The organism is Streptomyces sp. NPDC060028 (genome assembly GCF_042736725.1).
Taxonomy (GTDB): domain Bacteria; phylum Actinomycetota; class Actinomycetes; order Streptomycetales; family Streptomycetaceae; genus Streptomyces.
Window position 1 is genome coordinate 162,741 of record NZ_JBHWVJ010000005.1, and the last position, 20,449, is coordinate 183,189.

Sequence of the window (20,449 nt, forward strand, 5' to 3'; positions counted from 1 at the left end):
CCCTACGCCGTGAGGACCAACTCTTTCGAGTGAGAGATGAGGCGTGCGCGTACCTGATGGAGACCTCCTTGCAGGCGGAAATCCCGGGATTCGTCGCCCATCGATCGGCTTTCGAAGGTAGGAAGAGCATGCGCACCATTGCGCACACGCGCACCACCACACGTCAGCGCAGGCAGAGGGAGTGCCGGGTGAGTCAGCCGGACATGCAGCCCGAGGGGCCACCCCGGGATCCCGCAGAGGACGGCGACCTGACCGGCCGACCGTTCCCTCTCGGGGACTGGGGCGAGCCCGCCGAGCGGCTCGACGAGCTCTACCGCCGGGTCGAGGCCGATGCCCTGCGTACCGCCGAGTGGTACCTGTCCGACCGGGCGTGGAAGCGCCGGGGCGCGCGGCTGCTGCGCGCCGGGGCGGCGGCGGGTGCCGTCGTGGGCGCCGCGATGCCGCTGCTGGAGCTGACGGGCTCGGCGCCGAACGCGTCCTCGTACGGCTACCTCTCCCTGCTCCTGGGCGCGGCCTGCCTGGCCTGCGACCGGTTCTTCGGCCTGACCTCGGGCTGGATGCGGGACGTGGCCACGGCCCAGGCGGTGCAGCGCCGGCTGCAGACGCTCCAGTTCGACTGGGCCTCGGAGAACGTACGGGAGATCCTGGGCCCCACCGAGGGCACCGCGAGCGAGGCCGCGGAGCGCTGTCTGACGGTGCTGCGCCGGTTCTCGGAGGACGTGACGGAACTCGTACGCTCCGAGACCGCGGAGTGGATGGTGGAGTTCAGCTCCGGCCCCGCGCCGCTGGTCATGCAGTCCCTGGGCGCCGGAGGCTCGCGCGCGGACGCGTACGTCCCCCCGGCCCGCTTCCCCCTCCCCCCGGGCACCCGCCCCAACATGCCCCGCCAACGCCCGCCGGAGCAGCCGCGCTGACCGGGGAGAAGGGGCGGCCGGGGCGGGGGCCGGCTCAGCTGAAGATGATCATCGAGCCTTGTCCGAGACTGCGGGTCGCCGCCGCGTGCAGCCCCAGCCATACGTGCCGCTCCCGCGCGAAGGGGCTGTCGTCGTACGGAATCGGCCCCGCGGGCTCCTCCAGCGACGTCGGCCGCCCCGGCGGCGCGGGCGCCGCCGGCGGGTTCCCCGGGTCTATCCCGATCGCCGGCGCGACGAAGGCCAGCTCCCGCAGCAGCCCCTGCGCGGACCCCAGCGGCCCGCCCCCGGCCAGCAGCTCCTCGTTCGCCAGCGGAGCCGGGAAATCCACCGGGACGTACGCCCCCGCGTGGTCGTAGTGCCACACCAGGTGCGACTGCTGCGCCGTCGGCTCGAACATCTCCAGCAGCTGTTCGTAGTCTCCGCCCAGCTCGTCCACGGGCGTCACCGGCAGCCCGCAGATCTGCAGCAGGTAGGCCCGCCGCAGGAAGTGCAGGGCGTCGTAGTCGAAGCCGGCGACCGGGGCGACGTCCCCGCTCAGGCCCGGCATGTACGCGAACACCGGCACGGACGGCAGTCCGGCCTCATTCAGCGCCTTGTCGTACGAGGCGATCTCTTCCGCGAAAGGGTTGTCGGGGCTGTGGCACAGCACGTCGACAAGGGGGACCAGCCACAGGTCACAGGCCACTCGGCCTCCGATCAGTCGTTGCCGCCGATCGGGCCAGCGTAGTGCGCCGGACACGCTCCGCGAAGGGGTGCGCAAAACCTACCGGGGCCCGACCCGCCAGACCAGGCAGTCGGCGGCCTGCTCCGGCTCCCGGCCCAGCAGCTCCGTGATCGTCGTGCGCAGTTCCTCGGCGTGCTTGTGGCGCTGCGGCAGGACCAGTACGCCCGCCTTCCAGGAGTCGAGGTCCCGGCCGGCCTGCTCCCGCATCTCCTCGGTGACCACCGGGGGCGTGGCGCCCCAGCCGACGTCGCTGAGCAGATTGGACAGCATCCGAGGCGCGGCGCCGTAGATGCCGATCCGGTCCGGGCCCCACGGGCCGTTGAAGTAGCCGCCGGCCAGCTTGAAACCGAAGCCGGTGCTGCTCTGCCAGTGCAGCGCGTCGGCCACCGCAGGGTCCGGCAGCGGCACCGCGACGAGGGAGCGGCCGTCCTTGACGTAGTCCTCGTACAGGCCCTGCGTGATGAAGGCCGGCACGGGTTCGCGGTCCTTGACCACCAGCGGCAGCGGCAGGATCGGGACGAGCGCGGCGCCCACCGCCATGTACCCGAGGACCCGGTGCTCGCGGGCCCCGAAGCCGGTGACCCGGTCGAGCGCCAGGGCGATCAGCAGGCCGAAGACGGGCGCGCAGATGATCGCGACGCGGCTCTCGATGACCGACTCCAGCAGCGGCAGGTGCCGCATGAGCGCCCACGGCCCGGGGACGGTGATCCCGAGGCTCTGGATCTCGACCTTGGGGCCGAGGGAGAGCACGGCCGCCACGGCCGCGGTGATGCCCAGCGCGCGGGCCACCGGCCGGCGCCACATCCACACGGTGATCGCGGCGGCCAGGGCCAGCAGCGTCCACCCGTAGAAGGCGTTCTGCTCGGTGGTGTTGATCGAGAGCTTGCCGGCGTTCTCCGGGTCGCCGAAGAGCGAGCGCGCCGAGTACTCGGTCAGCGCGCGCAGCGGGTTGCCCGCTTCGTCGCCGTGCAGCACCGAGTGGTAGCTCTGGGGGCCGAAGAACTGCCAGTACAGCGGGTAGGCCACCAAGGGCACCGAGACGGCCGCGGCGACGGCGAGGCCCTTGGCCAGCGGCCCGGCGGCCCGGCGGGCGGCCTCGCGGTCGTGGCAGGCGTACCCGAGGGCGAAGATCAGCATGCCCATGGCGGCCAGCAGGAAGGGCTCCTCGCCCAGCAGGACCTGGTACGCGGAGAACAGGCCCAGCAGCACCCCGTCGCGGACGACGTTCTTGCCCTCGCACAGGCGCAGCGCCCGGTCGATGATGACCGGGATCATGAAGAGCACGACGAAGTTCGGGTGCGCGTTGGCGTGCGAGATCATCGGCGGCGCGAAGGCGGCGAGAGCGCCACCCACCGCGGCCGCCACGCGGCTCTCGGTCAGCCGGCGGTGGATCAGCCGGTACCAGGCCCAGGCCGTCCCGGCGATGCCGAGGGTGAAGACCAGCGCCAGGGTGAAGGTCGGGCCGAAGAGCAGGGTCACCGGGGTCAGCGGCACGGACAGTCCGAGCATCACCGTGTTGCCCATCAGATTCACGCCGTCCGGCGTGTTCTGGAAGTCGGTGAAGAGCGGATTGCGCAGATGGGAGATGTTGTCGGCGGTGACGCCGAAGAACCACTCCCACTGGTTCTGGTCCTGGAGCGAGTCCGCGAGGATCGACCCGTCGAGGCCGCCCCACAGCCCCTGGTAGAGGTAGAGCGAGGCCAGCAGGTACAGCGCGGCGACGGCGATGCCGGCGGCGTTCAGCCGCATCAGCTCGCCGAGCGTGCGCAGGTAGTCCAGGGGCCGGACCTTCGAACCGTCCTGGTGCGCCCAGCGGACCGGAACCTCGGCCACTGGCCACCCCTTGCGTCGGAAGTACTGGAGGATCTCCACGTCGATGGCCCAGCCGTCCAGCCTGGAGGCACCGAAGGCGACGCGGGCCTGGTCGCCGTCGAACAGTTTGAAACCGCACTGCGTGTCGCGGATCCCGGGGACGGCCACCAGGCGGATGACCCGGTTGCCGACCCGGCCGAGGACCTCGCGCAGCATGCTCTGATGGCGCTCGATGGCGGAGTCGCGGTGGGCGCGGGAGCCGATGGCGGCGTCGAGGTGCTCGTCGCCGGCCAGGCACTGCTCCAGCTTGGCGAGCTCCTCCATCGGAGTCGCCAGGTCGGCGTCCATGATCAGGACGCGCCGGCCCAGGGAGCCGCCGACTCCGAGGCGCAGGGCATGGCCCTTGCCGCGGTTCTGCTGGGACCGGACGAGCCGGATCCTGGGGTCGTCGGCCGCCTTCAGGACGACGTCGGCGGTCCCGTCCGGGGAGCCGTCGTCCACGACGACGATCTCCCAGTCGGCGGGGCCGTTCCCGATGTGCTGCTCCAGGTACTCCCGGACGGCGTCGAGGGTCGGAGCGAGCCGCTCCTCCTCCGCGTAGGCCGGGATGACGACGGACAGGCCGACGGACCCGGGCGCGGGATCGGCCCCGGCCGCGGCCCCGGGCGCAGGGGGGGCGAGCAAGCTGCTCTTCTTGGTCTTCAACCCGTCCAACCCGTTCAAGCCGTTCGCCTCGTCTACAGAGCGGCAGCCCAGTCCAGGCCGTGCTGATTGTAGGCGTGCACCAGGCGGCGCACCTCGTCCGCGTCCGCGAGCGTGATCGCGTCCACGAGTTCGCTGTGCCCGTTCCAGAGCGCGGCACGCATCTGCTGCGGCGCTCGTTGCAGGTGCGGTACGGCGAAGACCCAGGTCTGCACCCGCAGCCGGTGCAGGAACTCGGTGATGTACGTGTTGCCGACCAGCTCGCTCAGCTCCCGCCAGAAGCGCAGGTCGTAGCCGATCAGCACCTCGAGCGAGCCCTTCTGCGCGGCCCGCCTGGCCTCGTCCGCCCGCCGGCGCACCGACACCAGCCGCTCGCCGTGGCCCGGGCCGGTGCCGCGTTCGAGGAGCCGGCGGAAGATCCCGTCCACGACCAGGGTCCGGGCCTCGATCATCCCCCGGTAGTCCTCGACGGAGTAGACGTGGACCCGGAAGCCCCGGTGCTGGACCGAGTCCAGCAGGCCCTGCGCCGAGAGGTCCACGAGCGCCTCCCGTACGGGCGTGGCGGAGACCTCGTACTGCTCGGCGATCTGCTTGACGGTGAACTCGGTCCCCGGCGGCAGACGTCCGGCGAGCACTTCGTCACGCAGCGCGTCCGCGATCTGCTGCCGAAGTGTGTTGCGCGTGACAGCGCCGCTGCCTGGCATAGGGGTCCGTCTCCTCCATAGATCTTCGGACACCATAGGCCAGGCAGCGAGGCTGAAACCGACCGTTTTGTGGCCGGTATGCGGATTTACCGTCCGTTATGTGGACGCTATGCGCCCGAAGTGTGACGGTCCGCGACCGTCAGCGCCTCGTCGAGGAGGGCCAGACCCTCCTTGGCCTCCGCCTCCGTGATGGTGCACGGGGGCACCACGTGGGTGCGGTTCATGTTGACGAAGGGCCACAGCCCCGAGGCCTTGCAGGCCGCGGCGAACTCGGCCATCGGCGCGTTGTCGGCGCCGGCCGCGTTGTAGGGCACGAGCGGCTCGCGCGTCGCCTTGTCCCGTACGAGCTCCAGCGCCCAGAAGGCGCCCAGCCCCCGGACCTCCCCGACCGAGGGGTGGCGCTCCGCGAGCTCGGCGAGGGCCGGGCCGATCACGTTCTCGCCGAGGTGGGCGGCGTGCTCGACCACGCCCTCCTCCTCCATCGCGTTGATCGTCGCCACGGCGGCGGCACAGGCCAGCGGGTGCCCGGAGTACGTCAGTCCGCCCGGGTACGGGCGCGTGGCGAAGGTCTCGGCGATCTCGGCGGAGATGGCGACGCCGCCGAGCGGGACGTAGCCGCTGTTGACGCCCTTGGCGAAGGTGATCAGGTCCGGGGTGACGTCCCAGTGGTCGGCGGCGAACCACTTGCCGGTCCGGCCGAAGCCCGACATGACCTCGTCGAGGATGAAGACGATGCCGTGACGGTCGCAGAGCTCGCGCACCCCGGCGAGGTAGCCGGCGGGCGGGGTCATGATCCCGGCGGTGCCGGGCACCGACTCCAGGATGATCGCCGCGATGGTGGCCGGCCCCTCGAAGGCGATGGTGTCGGCGAGGTGGGTGAGGGCGCGGGCGCATTCCTCGGCCTCGGTGGTGGCGTGGAAGGCCGAGCGGTAGAGGTAGGGGCCCCAGAAGTGCACGACGCCGGCGGCGGCCGTGTCCGAGGGCCAGCGGCGCGGGTCGCCGGTCAGGTTGATCGCGGCGGCCGTGGCCCCGTGGTACGAGCGGTAGGTGGAGAGCACCTTCTGACGGCCGGTGTGCAGCCGGGCCATGCGGACGGCGTTCTCGACGGCCTCGGCGCCGCCGTTGGTGAAGAAGATCTTGTCGAGGTCGCCCGGGGTGCGCTCGGCGATGAGGCGTGCGGCCTCGGAGCGCGGCTCCACGGCGAAGCCGGGGGCCAGGGTGCAGAGCCTGGCGGCCTGCTCCTGGATCGCGGCGACGACCTTGGGGTGCTGGTGGCCGATGTTGGTGTTGACCAGCTGGGAGGCGAAATCGAGGTAGCGGTTGCCGTCGTGGTCCCAGAAGTACGAGCCCTCGGCCCCGGCGACGGCGAGCGGGTCGATCAGGGCCTGAGCGGACCAGGAGTGGAAGACGTGTGCGCGGTCGGCGGCCTTGACGGCGGCACCGGAGGTGACATGAGGGGTCATGCGGCCACGCTAGAAGTGCGCAGGTGGGGAGGGACATCGGCGGACTGTATGGGGGTGGGGGGCGGGCCTCGGCAGTCTGTCTGTGCGAGGGGGCGGGGGCGGGCCGGGGCATTGACAGTATCCTGTCGAGATGACAGCCTTTTGTCATAAACGCATGCGTGCCTTAACGCATGCGCGCATACGGGTTGGCGCGCATACGCATACGGGTTGGCGCACGGACGGTGGAGGCGATCCCCATGACCGGAACATCCGGCGAGACGGCGAAGACCGACGGGCCGGCTGCCCGGCGGCAGGTTCACCTCGCGGTCTACGACACCTACGCGGACTGGGAGACGGGCCACACCACCGCGCACCTCACCCAGCGCGGCCACCAGGTCCGCACGGTCGGCGCCTCCGGACCCGGGCAGTCCGTCACCACCATGGGCGGTGTCCGCATCCAGCCCGACCTGGCCCTCGCGGACCTGCGCCCGGAGGACTCCGAACTGCTGATCCTGACGGGCGCGAGCCTGTGGGACACGGGCGACGAGCTGGCGCCGTTCGCGGCCAAGGCGAAGGAGTTCCTGGCGGCCGGCGTCCCGGTCGCGGCGATCTGCGGAGCCACGGCCGGGCTGGCCCGGGCCGGCGTACTGGACGGCCGTACGCACACCAGCGCGGCCCCCTTCTACCTGGCCGGGCAGCCCGGCTACGCGGGCGCCGAGCGGTACGTCGAGGCCGACGCGGTCACGGACGGCGACCTGATCACCGCGGGCCCGACGGAACCGGTGGCGTTCGCCCGCGAGGTGTTCGCCCGGCTGTCGGTGTACGGGCCGGACGTGCTCGACGCCTGGTACCGCCTGTTCCACCACTCGGACGCGAGCGCGTACCCCGTCCTCGCGGCCGCGTCGGAGTCCGGCGATGCCTGATCTTCCGGCGGAGGGACCGGCGGGGGGACCGGAGGGCCCGGCCGAGGGACTGCCCGTACGCGCCCGGCAGGACCTGCTGAGCCGCGCCGCGCTCGGGGTGTTCCGGCTGAACGGCCGGTTCCTGACCGTTTCGGAGGAGCTGGCGCGTCCCGCCGGGCTGACCGCGGCCTGGTGGCAGGTGCTCGGGGCCGTGCTCCGGGAGCCGCTCCCGGTCGCCGGGATCGCCCGCGCCATGGGCATCACCCGCCAGAGCGTGCAGCGCAGCGCGGACCTGCTGGCCGCCAAGGGCCTGGCCGAGTACGTACCGAACCCCGCGCACCGGCGCGCGAAGCTGCTGCGCCCGACGGAAGCCGGGCGCGCCGCCATCGCCCGGATCGGCCCGGGCCACGCGGAACTGGCCACCCGCCTCACGGAGGAACTGGGCGAGGAGGCCTTCGCCGAAACCGTTCGCGTCCTGGAACGTCTGGCGGCGGCCCTGGACGCGCTCGGGGAGCAATCATTGCGAAGTCAATAAGCCTGCAAGCAAAGCTTGTTGCATCGCACAATTCCCGCGCAGACTGCGGCGCATGGAGCCGTTGCAGGTAGTGGCACGACTGTGGGAGCGGATCGAGGCCCGCGACTGGGACGCAGTGGCCGGGCTCATCGCCGAGGACGCCGTCATCGAATGGCCCGTCAGCAGTGAACGCATCGTGGGCCGCGCCAACTTCATCGCCGTGATCAGCGACGACGACTACGCGGACGAGAGCTCGGTGGAGGTCCTGCGCATCCTCGCGGACGGCGACCTCGTCGTCACGGAGGTGGAGATACCCGAGGACCACGTCGTCTACCGGGCCGTCTCCCTGTGGACCGTACGGGACGGCCTGATCGTGGGCGCGCGGGAGTACTGGACCAGCCCCGGCCAGGACCCGGCCCCCCGCTGGCGCGCAGGCTACGTCGAACCCCTCCGCGCAGACTGACCCGCCCGCCCAAGGATCCGGGAAGGAACTGCCGGTCCCCGATCACGGCGAAGCCGGCGTCAGGCGCCGCAGGACGGGGGGTTCTCGCCCCGGTGCGCGCTTCCGATCCGGTCGCGGCGCCCATCGTTTCGACCATCCCGGGACCCTGGGCGACGGGGGTGTGGGCAACGGCAACCGGCAGGTCCTGTGTGGCTCCCAAGTAGCCCTTGTCATACCTGAGAGCCAGCGCCAAAGGCGGCTCCGCAGCGGGACGCCGATGACGGGGTCCGATTCCTAATTTCGACACCAGAGAACGCGACGGCCTGGCAACAGCCTTCGCAACGGCCCTCTGGATCGAACGAAGGAGTCGGGAAGCCATGACCCGCCGCCCCACCGCCCGTCCCAACGGCCGCCGCCGCGGCGGCCGTCTGCGCCGCACCCTGCTGGCCGGGCTCATCGCCGCGGCCGTCGTGGTGCCCCTCTCCGCCGCCGCCTCCCCCCATGTGCCCGCCCCCGCCCCCGTGGCCTTCACCGAGCAGACCGGCCCCCTCGCCCGGTACGCGGCCAACCGCGCCAACCTCGCCGAGGCCGCCCGCTTGGCGCGGGACGCCGGCCGCGACGCCCGCGCCGACAAGCTCCGCGCCATGGAGGCCGACGGCAGTGCCCGGTTCCTCGCCTTCGACGGCCGCGGCAAGGGCCGCGTCACGGCGGTGTTCGGCGATCTGGAGACCGCCGACCGGATCGCCGTCCTGGTGCCCGGATCGGACACGACCCTGGACACCTATGAAAGGTTCCGTGCCGGGGCCGTCGCCCTGCAGCAGCGCCTCCAGGCCGAGCACCCCCGCTCCGCCGTGGTCGCCTGGCTCGGGTACGACACCCCCGGCACGGTCAGCACCACCGTCCTGACAGCCGGCCGCGCGCAGGAGGCCGCGGCCGAACTGGCTCCCTTCCTCGACGGGTTGCGGCGGATGACCGCCCCGGAGGCCCGGCTCTCGCTGCTGTGCCACTCCTACGGTTCCGTGGTCTGCGCCCGGACCCCGACCGGCGCCCAGGTCACCGACGTGGCCCTGTTCGGCAGCCCGGGCACGAGCGTCGGCTCCGCCGCCGACCTGCCGACGAGCGCCCGCGTGTGGGCCGGGCGGGGCAGCGGCGACTGGATAGGCGGCGTCCCTCATGTACGGCTCGCCGGGCTCGGCTTCGGCACCGACCCCGTGGACCCCGCCTTCGGCGCCCGGCCCTTCGCGACCGGAGCCGTCGGCCACAGCGACTACCTCAAGCCCGGCACCGAGTCCCTCGACAGCCTGGCCCGGATCGTGCTCGGTCCACCGGCCGGCCCCGCCGCGACGCCCACCTCCCCCGCTGCGCCCACCGCCCCCACCGCCGCCCTGGAGGCCTCCCGTGTCTGAGCTCCGAGCCCGCTGGTCCGCCCTCGCGGACCGCATCGACGCCGGGACCCCGGCCGCCCGGGACCGCTCCGTGGACGCCCTGCGCGCCTTCGCGATACTCGGCGTGGTGCTGGGCCACTGGCTGGTCACCGCACTGACCACCGCCGACGGCGGCCTGAAGACCACCAGTCCGCTCGCCCACATGAGCGAACTGGCCCCGGTCTCCTGGGTCTTCCAGACCCTGGCCGTCTTCTTCCTGGTCGGCGGCCACGTCGGAGCCCAGGGCTACGCATCGGCGCGGGCGCGCGGCGTCCCGTACGGCACTTGGGTCGCCCGGCGGCTGGGCCGGCTGTTCCGGCCGGTGGCCGCGGTGCTGGTCCTCTGGGCCGTGACGTCGGCCGGGCTGCTGCTCGGCGGGGTGGAGCCGGACACCATCCGGACGCTGCTCAAGCTGGTGCTCTCCCCTCTGTGGTTCCTCCTCGTCTTCGCCGCGCTCACCGCCGCGACCCCGCTCGTCTCCCGGCTGGGCCCGGTGTGGCCGCTGGCCGTCGTGGCCGCCGTCGACGTCTGGCGGTTCGGCTTCGGCGGGCCCGAGTGGATCGCCTGGGTCAATGTGGCCGCAGGCTGGCTCGTCCCCTACACCCTCGGCGCCGCCTGGTCCCGCGGGGCGTTCACCCGGCGCACCCCGGCCGCGCTCCTGCTGGGCGGCGGCGTGGCCACGGCCGCGCTGATCCTCTGGGGCGGGTATCCGGCGTCCATGGTCGGGGTCCCCGGGGCCGCTGTCTCGAACCTGAACCCGCCGACCCTCGCCGCCGTGGCCTTCGGCCTGGCCCAGTGCGGCCTGGCCCTGCTGCTCCGCGAGCCGCTGGCCCGCGCGATGCGCCGGCCGCGGGCCTGGGCGAAGGTGGCCCTGGTCAACCTGTCCGCCATGACGATCTTCCTCTGGCACCAGACCGCCATGATGGCCGTCACCGCCCTCGGGCTGCTGGTCTCCACCGAACTGCCGGGACTGCACACCGTGCCCGGATCCGCGGGGTGGATAGCCGCCCGGCTGCTGTGGCTGCCCGCGTTCGCGGCCGCGCTGGCGATCTGCTGGGCCGCGTTCCGCACGTACGAACAGGGCGCCCGCCCCCGGCCCCCGCGGACCCACCGCCCGGCCGGCACTGGCCGCACCGTGCCGACACCCAGCGCCACTCGCACCACCGGCACCGTGCCGACACCCCGCACCGTGCCGACAGCCCGCACCGTGCGCCTCCGGCCCACGCCGGTGAAGGGAGCCGGGCATGCCTAGGCTGGCGGACGTGACCGAGCAGCGCGCGCCCCTGGCCGAAGCCCCGCCCTCCGCCGCCGAAGGCAGGGCCCAAGGGCGCCAGGTGGTCCGGGCGTTGTTCACCCTGCGCTCGGACCCGCTGCCCCGGATGTCCCGGCCGCGCTGGCTGGCGTGGCTGCCGCACGTGCTCGTCGCGTACCTCGCTGCCTTCTTCGCCTTCCTCAATGCGGAGCAGATCGGCGACCACTACAACGTCTACGGCGGCCCCCTGGTCGCCACCTCGGCCCTGACGGGCGTGTCCATCCTGCTGGCGATGTTCCGGCCGATTCCCGCCTGGTGGCTCGGCCTGCTGACGGCCGGCCTGACCGCCTGGTCGATCCACGGCCACGTGGGCCAGGGCCAGACCTGGCCCTGGACGCCCGGCGGGATCTTCGCGTTCGCGCCACTGGTGCTGCTCGTCGCGCTGCGGGTGCCGCCCCGGGTGACGATCGCCGTCGTCGGCATCTCGATCGCCTGCACCGCCCTGGCCGAGGGCCTCTTCAAACCGGAGCACAGCCAGAGCAGCAGCATCGGCGCGGCGCTCGTCTTCGGCTTCGTGGGGCTCCTCGGGTACGCGCTGCGCGCCCTGCGCCTGGCCCGCGGCGAGCTCGTCGAGCAGGAGACCCTCACGGAGGAGGAGCGGGCCCGCCGCACCCTGCTCGAGGAGCGCAGCCGCATCGCCCGCGAACTCCACGACGTCGTCGCCCACCACATGTCGGTGATCTCCATCCAGGCGCAGGTCGCCCCGCACCTGGTGGAGAACCCTTCCGAGGAGCTCAAGGAGAATCTGGCCGGCATCCGGGAGAACGCGCTGGAGGCCCTGACCGAGCTGCGCCGCGTCCTGGGTGTGCTGCGCTCCGAGGACCCGGACGACCCGGCCGCTCCGCACCATCCGCAGCCGACCCTCGCGGAGTTGGACGGCCTCGTGGACAACGTCCGGGGCGCCGGTCTGGAGGTCACCACCGAGATCGCGGGCATCCGGCGGCCGCTGACCCCGGGCGTCGAGCTCACCGCGTACCGCATCGTGCAGGAGGCTCTGAGCAACTGCCTGCGCCACGCGCCCGGCTCCCGCGTGGAGGTCGGCATCGCCTACGGGCCCCGTGAGTTGCACCTGTGCATCGCCAACACCGCGCCGACCAGACCGGCGCCGCCGTCGCAGGGGGCCGGGCACGGGCTGCTCGGGATGCGCGAGCGGGCAGGCATGCTGGGGGGCGAGCTGGCTGCCGGTCCGCGTCCCGACGGCGGGTACGAGGTGAGCGCCGTACTCCCGACGGGGCCGAGCCCCGGCGCCGACACGAGGAAGAAGGACGCATGAGCGCCCCGACCGACACCGCCGGCCCGATCAAGGTGATGATCGCCGACGACCAGATGATGGTCCGGCAGGGCTTCACCGTGCTCCTCAACGCCCAGCCCGACATCGAGGTGGTCGGCCAGGCCGTGGACGGCGCGGAGGCCGTGGCGAAGGTTGCCGAGCTGGCCCCGGACGTGGTCCTGATGGACATCCGCATGCCCGGCATGGGCGGCATCGAGGCCACCTCCGTCATCACCTCCGCGCCGGGCTCGGCCGTGAAGGTGCTGGTGCTGACCACCTTCGACCTCGACGAGTACGTGTACGAGGCGCTGCGTGCCGGCGCCTCCGGTTTCCTGCTCAAGGACGCCTCGGCCGACCAGCTCGCCGAGGCGGTGCGCGTGGTCGCGGCCGGGGAGGCCCTGCTCTCGCCGAACATCACGAAGCGGCTGATCACGGAGTTCTCCCGGATGGGGGCCCCGCGGGCGCCCACGAAGTCGCGGATCGACGAGCTGACCGAGCGGGAGACCGAGGTGCTCTCCCTGATCGCCCAGGGCCTGTCCAATGCGGAGATCGCCGAGCACCTGGTCCTGGCCGAGCAGACGGTGAAGACCCACGTCGGCCGGATCCTGGTGAAGCTGGGCCTGCGGGACCGCACCCAGGCCGCGGTGTTCGCGTACGAGACCGGCCTGATCCGCCCGACGGGCTACTGAAGGATCACGGGTAGTACTTGAGGGGGAGGCCGGGAAATCCCCTTCAGCGGCGACGCGGGTGACGGGGGGCGGCCCGTACCTTCGTGTACATGAGCGAGACGACCACCGGGGGGACCACCCGGACACCGGAGATCAAAATGGCGACGGGACTGGTGCAGTCCCTGCGACACGACCTCTTCACCGACGCCTTCGCCTACCGCCCGCTGGCGCTGGCTTCGGCCGACGACGCCTTTGCGCGCCTGTTCCCCAAGGGGATACGCCACCGTGCCGTGTGGCGCCGCCATGCCGCGGTGGGGGCGGTGGCCGTAGTGATGATGCTTTTCGCGGGCACCACCCATGAGGCGTACATCAGCGACACGACCCGGTTCGCGATCGGGCTGCTGGTGGGCGCTCCGGTGCTGATGACCCTGGTCCGCCCGATCGCCGCGTACTGGACGGCCGTGGGAGTGACTCTGGCGGGGGCGTTGGGGAGCGGCGGCTGGTCGGAGACCTGGCCTTGGACTCCGGGCACCTTCTTCTCGTACGTCGCGGTCATGTTCCTGGTCACCCTGCGCACCGGGCCCCGCGTCGCGGCGTGGATGTGGGCGATCACCGTGGCCTTCGGTGTGAGCACCTCGATCGCCTTCAGCAGCCGCTACGGCGTCGGCGGCCCTGGCCAGCTCACCATGTTCGTCTTCTCCGCCTTCGCGCTGGCCATCGCGGCCAGCATCCAGATCCGCCGCCATGCCGCGGCGGAGGTGACCGCGCAGCAGGAGGTCACGGCCGTCGAGCGGGATCGGCGCACTCTGCTGGAGGAGCGGACCACGATCGCCCGCGAGCTGCACGACGTGGTGGCGCACCACATGTCGGTGGTGGCGATCCAGGCCGAGGCCGCGCCGTACCGGGTGAAGAACCCGCCGCCGGAGCTGGAGGCGGCGTTCGTCACCATCCGGGAGAACGCGGTGGCGGCCTTGACGGAGCTGCGGCGGGTGCTGGGTGTGGTGCGTTCCGCGGACTACGAGGCGCCGGACGCCCCGCAGCCGACGCTGGCGTCGCTGGACGGGCTGCTGGCCAATGTGCGGGAGGCCGGGCTGAGCGTGGAGAAGACGGTGACGGGCGCGGTGCGGGAGCTGCCGCAGGGCGTGGAGCTGTCGGCGTACCGGATCATCCAGGAGGCCCTGAGCAACACCCTGCGGCACGCGCCGGGCGCGGTGGCCGGGGTGGAGGTGTCGTATGTGCTGGGCGGACTGGGGATACGCGTCGTCAATGGGGCGGCGACCGGGGATGTGCGCCCCTCACCGGGGGCGGGGCACGGGATCACCGGGATGCGGGAGCGGGTGGCCATGCTGGAGGGGGAGATCACGGCCGGGAAGACGGCGACGGGCGGGTATGAGGTGGCGGTGTTCATACCGGTCGCCAGCCGGCCCCAGACGGAGCCCGAGCCGGTGGAGGGCAAGGGATGACGATCAGGGTGCTGATCGTCGACGATCAGATGATGGTCCGCGAGGGGTTCTCCGTCCTGCTCAATGCGATGGAGGGCATCGAGGTCGTCGGTGAGGCGGTGGACGGCCGCGAGGCCATCACACAGGTGGCGGCGCTGAAGCCGGATGTGGTGCTGATGGACATCCGGATGCCGGTGATGAACGGCCTGGAGGCGACGCGGGAGATCGTTGCCGCCGACACGGACGCGAAGGTGCTGGTCCTGACGACCTTCGACCTCGACGAGTACGTGTACCAGGCCCTGCGGGCAGGGGCCTCCGGATTCCTGCTCAAGGACGCGTCGGCGCGTCAACTGGCCGACGGGGTCCGGGTGGTGGCGGCCGGGGAGGCGCTGCTGGCCCCCTCGGTGACCAAGCGGCTGATCTCGGAGTTCTCGAAGCTCTCGGAGACCCCGAGGCTCGCGAACCCGGCGGGTGTGGATGAGTTGACGGAGCGGGAGACGGAGGTGCTGGTACTGATCGCACAGGGACTGTCCAATGCGGAGATAGCGGACCGCCTGATCGTCGCCGAGTCCACGATCAAGACCCACGTGAGCCGGATCCTGGTCAAGTTGGGCCTGCGGGACCGCACCCAGGCCGCGGTGTACGCGTACGAGACCCGGCTGGTCACCCCGGCCTGATCTCCCGGGACAGCCCTTAGGCTGCGGGGATGGGCTTTGATCCGTGGGATGCCGCGTTCGTCGCCGATCCGTACCCCGCCTACCGGGAGTTACGGGAGCGGGGACGGGCCGTGTGGTGTGAGGCCACCGGGCAGTGGCTGGTGCCGCATCACGCCGATGTGAGCGCGCTGCTGCGAGACCGGCGGCTCGGGCGCACGTATCTGCACCGCTTCACCCACGAGGCGTTCGGGCGGCAGGCTCCGCCGGCCGAGCACGAGCCGTTCCACGTGCTCAACGGGACCGGCCTGCTGGACCTGGAGGACCCCGCGCATGCGCGGGTGCGGCGGCTGGTGGCGAAGGCCTTCACCCCGCGCACCGTCGAGCAGCTCGCGCCCGCCGTCGAGCGGCTGGCACGGGAGCTGGTCGGGCGGCTGGTGTCCGACGGGGGCGGGGATCTGCTCACCGCCGTCGCCGAACCGTTGCCCGTCGCGGTGATCGCGGAGCTGCTCGGGGTGCCGGAGGCGGACCGGGGGCTGCTGCGGCCTTGGTCGGCGGACATCTGCGGGATGTTCGAGCTGCGGCCCGACGAGGAGACGGCGCGACGGGCCGTGCGGGCGAGCGTGGAGTTCAGCGACTACCTGCGCGGGCTGATCGCCGACCGGCGGGGGCGGCCCGGAGGCGATTTGATCTCCGGCATGATCGCCGCCCACGATGAGGGCGGCCGGCTCAGCGAGCAGGAGATGGTCTCCACCTGCGTCCTTCTGCTCAATGCCGGGCACGAGGCGACCGTCAATGCCACGGCCAACGGCTGGTGGGCGCTGTTCCGCAATCCGGCGCAGCTGGAGCTGCTGCGCACCTTCCGGGCGGACCCCGAAAAGTTGTCCACAGCTGTGGATGAACTTCTGCGCTACGACACTCCCCTGCAGATGTTCGAGCGCTGGGTCCTGGACGACATCCACATCGGGGACACCGCCATCCCCCGCGGAGCCGAGGTCGCGCTGCTCTTCGGGTCCGCGAACCGGGACCCGGCGCGTTTCGCGGATGCCGACGCCCTGGACCTCGTACGGGCCGACAATCCGCATCTGAGCTTCGGGGCCGGGATCCACTACTGCCTGGGCGCGCCGCTCGCCCGGCGGGAGCTGGTCGCGTCCTTCGGGGCGCTGCTGGCGGACGGGATCCCGCCGCTGCGGCTGGTCCGGGAGCCGCAGTGGCAGGACGGGTACGTCATGCGGGGGCTGCGGGAGCTCGTGGTCGAGTTCTAGGGCCGAACCGCACATCACGACATCACGCAATATCGAGGTGCAGGGGCTTTGGTACGGACATAGGGTCGACGACCGTGGAACCGCTCAGTGAGAAACAGATCCGTTCGTCCTTCGTGAACTGCACCAAGGGCGAGGCGGCACGCCTGCGTTTGCCTCTCGACTTCGCCGAACTGCCCTGGCAGGACCTGGACTTCCTGGGCTGGGTGGACCCCGGTGCACCACTGCGAGCCCATCTCGTGCTGCCCCGGGAGCAGGGGCCGCTGGGGATCTCCCTGCGCGTGCCCGCCATCAGCCGCACCAGCGCGATGAAGTCGAGCCTGTGCCAGGTCTGCCTGACGGGCCACGCCTCCTCCGGGACCACCCTGCTCGTCGCCCCCCTGGCCGGCGCGGCCGGCCGCGAGGGCAACACGGTCGGCACCTACATCTGCTCGGACCTCGCCTGCCCCCTGTACCTGCGGGGCAAGCGGCAGCCGAAGCTGCGTACGGTGCGGTACGAGGAGTCCCTGACCCTCGACGAGCGCATCGCGCGCATGTCGGGGAACCTGGACGCCTTCGTCGCCAGGGTGATCGCGTCATGAGCGCCGCGGACTGGATCACCACGCCGGTCGACGCCGGCCTGCTGCGCGGCGCCATCGATGTGGAACGCACCGCGCGGGGCGTGCTGCCGCACCGGCTGCCCGCCTGGGCGCGCAAGCAGTTCCCCGATCAGAACCTGGCCATGACGCAGGCGCAGCCCTCCGGTGTGCGCCTGGCGTTCCGCACCCGGGCCACGGCGGTGGAGCTGGACGTGCTCCCCACGAAGACGGTCTACCGGGGCGGCCCGGCCCGCCCGGACGGCGTGTACGACCTGCTCGTGGACGGCCGGCTCGTCGACCGGACGAGCGTGGCCGGCGGCAATCTCCACACCATCGACATGGCCACCTGGTCGGCGGCCACCACGCCCGGTCCGGCCGGCACCGCCCGGTTCGCCGAGCTGCCCGCCGGCCTGAAGGACGTCGAGATCTGGCTCCCGCAGAACGAGATCACCGAGGTGATCGCCCTGCGCACCGATGCCCCGGTCGAGGCCGCGCCGGACCTCGGCCGCCGGGTGTGGCTGCACCACGGAAGTTCGATCAGCCACGGGTCCACCGCCGAGAGCCCGACCGAGACCTGGCCGGCCGTGGCCGCCCGCCGGGCCGGCGTGGAGCTGATCAACCTGGGTTTCGGCGGCAACGCCCTGCTCGACCCGTTCGTGGCGCGCACCATGCGCGACACCCCCGCGGACCTGATCAGCGTCAAGATCGGCATCAACCTGGCCAACACCGACCTGATGCGCCTGCGCGCCTTCGGCCCGGCGGTCCACGGTTTCCTCGACACCATCCGCGAGGGGCACCCGACCACGCCGCTGCTGGTGCTCTCCCCCGTCCTCTGCCCCATCCAGGAGGACACCCCGGGCCCCATCGCCCCGGACTACGCCGACGGGAAGCTGAGCTTCCGGGCCACCGGCGACCCCTCGGACCCCGGCCGGCTGACGCTCAACGTCATCCGGGACGCCCTCGCCGGCATCACCGCCGCGCGGGCGGCCGACGACCCGAACCTGCACTACCTCGACGGCCGCTCGCTCTACGGAGAAGCGGACTTCGCCGAACTGCCGCTGCCCGACGCGCTCCACCCCGATCCCGCCGGCCACCGCCGCATCGGCGAGCGCTTCGCCGAGCAGGCCTTCGGCGCCGCCGGACCGTTCGCCGCCGCCGAAGGCTGAGCCCGGCCGAGGCGGGACCCGCTGGTCCGGAGGCTTCCTCAGGCCACCAGGTCCCGCCGGCGCAGCGCGGCCAGGCCCGCCGCCAGCAGCGCCGCCGCCAGGGCGGTCAGCGTCGGCAGCGGGGCCCAGGTCAGGGTCTCGGCCCCCGGGAGCTTCGGCAGGTGGGCGTAGGGCGACAGGTCCATGACCGCCTGCGGGAGGTTCAGCGCGGGCCCGACCCAGCCGAGGGCCAGTGCGGCCCCCGCCACCGCCCAGGCGGCGACCGCGTACGTGGGGGCCGCGCCGTACAGCAGGGCGGCCAGCGCCCCGATCACCCAGACGGCGGGGAGCTGGACGAGGGTCGCCCCGACGGCGGGGCCGATGCCCTCGCCGTGCCCGAGGCCCAGGCCGAGCCCCGCCAGCAGCAGGATCAGGGCCGAGCCGCCGAAGGCGACGGCCAGGTGCCCGCCGGCCCAGCGCAGCCGCCCGACGGCGCCCGCGAGCAGTGGTTCGGCCCGCTGCCCGGCCTCCTCGCCGCTCAGCCGCAGCACCGCCGAGACGATGTACAGGGCCGCCACCATCCCGAACATCCCGGCCATGGTGGCGAGGAACGCGTCGGTGAGCCCGCTCTGCCCGCCCATCCGCTCGATGATCCGGCGCGAGTTCTCGTTGTCGCCGACCAGCTCGGCGGCGCCGTCCGTCATCCGGCCGAACACCACCCCGGCGGCCAGGAACCCGAGGCTCCACCCCAGCAGGCCCCCGCGCTGCAGCCGCCACGCCAGGGCGCCCGCACTGCCGAGCCGGCCCCGCGCCGGGCCGGGCCGCGCCGGAAGGAAGCCCATGCCCAGGTCGCGCCGGCCCGCGCCTGCGTACGCCACCGCCACCTGCCCGGCCGTGGCCGCCGCGAAGAGGGCGAGCACCCACCAGCGTTCGTCCGCGAAGGCCCGTACGTGCTCCAGCCAGCCCAGCGGCGAGACCCAGGTCAGTGCGCTCGAACCGGTGGCGGACCCCGCGTCCCCCGCGGCGCGCAGTACGAAGGCCGCGCCGAGCAGCGCCCCCGTGAGCCCCTTGGCGAGCCGCGCGCTCTCGCTGAGCTGCGCCGCGACGGCGGCCAGCCCCGCGAAGAGCATCCCGGTGGCCCCGATGCCGAGGCCCAGGGCCGACGCGCCGCCCGCGCCCCGGCCCGCCAGCCCGGCCGTCACCAGCACGGCGACCGCGGCGTTGGCGACGAGCGCCGCCAGCAGCGCCGCCGTCAGCGGGGCCCTGCGCCCCACCATGGCGGCGCAGAGCAGTTCCTGACGTCCCGTCTCTTCTTCCTCGCGGGTGTGCCGGACCACGATGACCAGGCTCATCACCCCGGCGAGCACCCCGGCGAAGACCCCGCCGCGCCAGGCGGTCAGGGCGCCGACGGAATCGCCGAAGAGGGGGCCGTACAGGGCTCGCAGCGAGCCGTTGGTGCCCATCGTGCGGACGAGGTCGGCCCGTTCGGCGGGCGTCCCGTACACCGATTCGAGGGCGCCCGGCAGGCTCAGCACGAGCATGGCCAAGACCAGGACCCAGACGGGCATCATGATGCGGTCGCGGCGCAGCGCGAGACGCAACAGGGCTCCCGTACCGGCGAGTTGGTTCCTCATCGCGAGGCCTCTTCCGTGTAGTGCCGCAGGAAGAGCTCTTCGAGGGTCGGCGGGGTCGAGGTGAGCGACCGCACGCCGGACGCGGTGAGGGAGCGCAGTACGGCGTCCAGCTTGTCCGTGTCGGCCTGGAGGCGGACCTTCAGCCCCTGCACCTGTACGTCGTACACGCCCGGCAGGTGCGCGATGCCGTTCGGCGGCCCGGCGAGCTCGGCGCTGATCGACGTACGGGTGAGGTGGCGCAGCTCGGCGAGGCTGCCGGTCTCGACCGTGCGGCCCTTGCGGATGATGCTGACGCGGTCGCAGAGGGTCTCGACCTCGCTCAGGACGTGCGAGCTGAGCAGGATGGTGCGGCCGGCGGCGCGGGCCTCGGCGACGCAGCCCTGGAAGACCTCCTCCATCAGCGGGTCGAGGCCGGAGGTGGGTTCGTCGAGGATGAGGAGCTCGACGTCGGAGGCGAAGGCGGCGACGAGGGCGACCTTCTGACGGTTGCCCTTGGAGTAGGTACGCCCCTTCTTGGTCGGGTCCAGCTCGAACCGCTCGATCAGCTCGGCCCGCCGGGCCCGGTCGAGGCCCGCGCGGCCGCCGCGCAGGCGCCCGTACAGGTCGATGACCTCGCCGCCGGAGAGGTTGCGCCACAGGGTGACGTCGCCGGGGACGTAGGCGATGCGGCGGTGGAGTTCGACGGCGTCGGCCCACGGGTCGCCGCCGAGGAGTTCGGCGGTGCCGGAGTCGGCGCGCAGCAGGCCGAGCAGGACGCGGATTGCGGTGGATTTGCCGGCGCCGTTGGGGCCGAGGAAGCCGTGGACCTCGCCGGTGGCCACCTGGAGGTCGAGTCCGTCCAGTGCGCGCGTGCGGCCGAACGCCTTGTGGAGTGCGGCAACGCTGATTGCCTTCGTCATACTTCT

The 20,449-nt window shown here is 72.6% G+C and carries 19 protein-coding genes; 13 read left to right on the forward strand and 6 right to left on the reverse strand.

Going from position 1 to position 20,449, the window contains the following annotated elements; genetic code table 11:
• The first annotated feature begins 188 nt into the window (after window positions 1-188).
• Window positions 189-914, forward strand: coding sequence for an SLATT domain-containing protein (locus ACFWBF_RS04780; protein WP_385595172.1), 726 nt, complete (start codon window positions 189-191; stop codon window positions 912-914).
• Window positions 915-948: 34 nt separating this feature from the next.
• Here ACFWBF_RS04780 and ACFWBF_RS04785 read toward each other — a convergent pair whose 3' ends face one another.
• From ACFWBF_RS04785 to ACFWBF_RS04800, 4 genes are all read right to left on the reverse strand, one after another.
• Window positions 949-1,599, reverse strand: a complete 651-nt coding sequence (locus tag ACFWBF_RS04785; protein WP_385226817.1) for a hypothetical protein — start codon at window positions 1,597-1,599, stop codon at window positions 949-951.
• Between the two features lie 78 nt (window positions 1,600-1,677).
• Window positions 1,678-4,134 carry a dolichyl-phosphate beta-glucosyltransferase gene (locus tag ACFWBF_RS04790; protein ID WP_385595174.1) on the reverse strand — a complete coding sequence of 819 codons (2,457 nt, stop codon included), beginning with the start codon at window positions 4,132-4,134 and terminating at the stop codon, window positions 1,678-1,680.
• A gap of 53 nt (window positions 4,135-4,187) precedes the next feature.
• Window positions 4,188-4,856: a GntR family transcriptional regulator gene (locus ACFWBF_RS04795; RefSeq protein ID WP_385595177.1), complete on the reverse strand. Its 669-nt coding sequence runs from the start codon at window positions 4,854-4,856 to the stop codon at window positions 4,188-4,190.
• A 107-nt stretch (window positions 4,857-4,963) separates the two neighbouring features.
• A complete protein-coding gene (locus ACFWBF_RS04800; protein ID WP_385595180.1) occupies window positions 4,964-6,319 on the reverse strand; it encodes an aspartate aminotransferase family protein in 1,356 nt (451 codons plus the stop codon).
• Window positions 6,320-6,555: 236 nt separating this feature from the next.
• Here ACFWBF_RS04800 and ACFWBF_RS04805 point away from each other — a divergent pair, with 236 nt between their 5' ends.
• From ACFWBF_RS04805 to ACFWBF_RS04860, 12 genes are all read left to right on the forward strand, one after another.
• Complete coding sequence (locus ACFWBF_RS04805) at window positions 6,556-7,221, forward strand: DJ-1/PfpI family protein (protein ID WP_385595183.1); 666 nt, start codon at window positions 6,556-6,558, stop codon at window positions 7,219-7,221.
• Window positions 7,214-7,735, forward strand: coding sequence for a MarR family winged helix-turn-helix transcriptional regulator (locus ACFWBF_RS04810; protein WP_385595185.1), 522 nt, complete (start codon window positions 7,214-7,216; stop codon window positions 7,733-7,735). The genes ACFWBF_RS04805 and ACFWBF_RS04810 overlap by 8 nt, the downstream gene beginning before the upstream one ends.
• Before the next feature lie 52 nt (window positions 7,736-7,787).
• Window positions 7,788-8,177, forward strand: coding sequence for a nuclear transport factor 2 family protein (locus ACFWBF_RS04815; protein WP_385595188.1), 390 nt, complete (start codon window positions 7,788-7,790; stop codon window positions 8,175-8,177).
• 356 nt (window positions 8,178-8,533) lie between these two features.
• A complete protein-coding gene (locus tag ACFWBF_RS04820) occupies window positions 8,534-9,562 on the forward strand; it encodes an alpha/beta hydrolase (protein ID WP_385595190.1) in 1,029 nt (342 codons plus the stop codon).
• Entirely contained in the window at window positions 9,555-10,832 is a 1,278-nt protein-coding gene (locus ACFWBF_RS04825; RefSeq protein WP_385595193.1) for an acyltransferase, read from the forward strand. The genes ACFWBF_RS04820 and ACFWBF_RS04825 overlap by 8 nt, the downstream gene beginning before the upstream one ends.
• The gene (locus tag ACFWBF_RS04830) at window positions 10,825-12,165 is read left to right on the forward strand and encodes a histidine kinase (RefSeq protein ID WP_385595196.1); all 1,341 of its coding nucleotides are present in this window, start codon (window positions 10,825-10,827) and stop codon (window positions 12,163-12,165) included. The genes ACFWBF_RS04825 and ACFWBF_RS04830 overlap by 8 nt, the downstream gene beginning before the upstream one ends.
• Window positions 12,162-12,851 carry a response regulator gene (locus tag ACFWBF_RS04835; RefSeq protein ID WP_385595199.1) on the forward strand — a complete coding sequence of 230 codons (690 nt, stop codon included), beginning with the start codon at window positions 12,162-12,164 and terminating at the stop codon, window positions 12,849-12,851. The genes ACFWBF_RS04830 and ACFWBF_RS04835 overlap by 4 nt, the downstream gene beginning before the upstream one ends.
• An 89-nt stretch (window positions 12,852-12,940) precedes the next feature.
• On the forward strand, window positions 12,941-14,293 hold the full coding sequence (locus ACFWBF_RS04840; protein ID WP_385595202.1) for a sensor histidine kinase: 1,353 nt from the start codon (window positions 12,941-12,943) through the stop codon (window positions 14,291-14,293).
• Window positions 14,290-14,949 (forward strand): response regulator, encoded by a 660-nt coding sequence (locus tag ACFWBF_RS04845; protein ID WP_385595205.1) that lies wholly within the window; start codon window positions 14,290-14,292, stop codon window positions 14,947-14,949. The genes ACFWBF_RS04840 and ACFWBF_RS04845 overlap by 4 nt, the downstream gene beginning before the upstream one ends.
• 29 nt (window positions 14,950-14,978) lie before the next feature.
• Entirely contained in the window at window positions 14,979-16,190 is a 1,212-nt protein-coding gene (locus ACFWBF_RS04850) for a cytochrome P450 (protein WP_385595208.1), read from the forward strand.
• 74 nt (window positions 16,191-16,264) lie between these two features.
• Window positions 16,265-16,768, forward strand: a complete 504-nt coding sequence (locus tag ACFWBF_RS04855) for an FBP domain-containing protein (RefSeq protein WP_385226876.1) — start codon at window positions 16,265-16,267, stop codon at window positions 16,766-16,768.
• On the forward strand, window positions 16,765-17,931 hold the full coding sequence (locus tag ACFWBF_RS04860; RefSeq protein ID WP_385595211.1) for a GDSL-type esterase/lipase family protein: 1,167 nt from the start codon (window positions 16,765-16,767) through the stop codon (window positions 17,929-17,931). Before ACFWBF_RS04855 ends, ACFWBF_RS04860 begins: the two co-directional genes overlap by 4 nt.
• Before the next feature lie 38 nt (window positions 17,932-17,969).
• On the opposite strand, the gene ACFWBF_RS04865 is transcribed toward ACFWBF_RS04860, so the two are convergent.
• Entirely contained in the window at window positions 17,970-19,544 is a 1,575-nt protein-coding gene (locus tag ACFWBF_RS04865; RefSeq protein WP_385595213.1) for an ABC transporter permease, read from the reverse strand.
• Window positions 19,541-20,443 (reverse strand): ATP-binding cassette domain-containing protein, encoded by a 903-nt coding sequence (locus ACFWBF_RS04870; protein ID WP_385595216.1) that lies wholly within the window; start codon window positions 20,441-20,443, stop codon window positions 19,541-19,543. Before ACFWBF_RS04870 ends, ACFWBF_RS04865 begins: the two co-directional genes overlap by 4 nt.
• Between the last annotated feature and the right edge of the window lie 6 nt (window positions 20,444-20,449).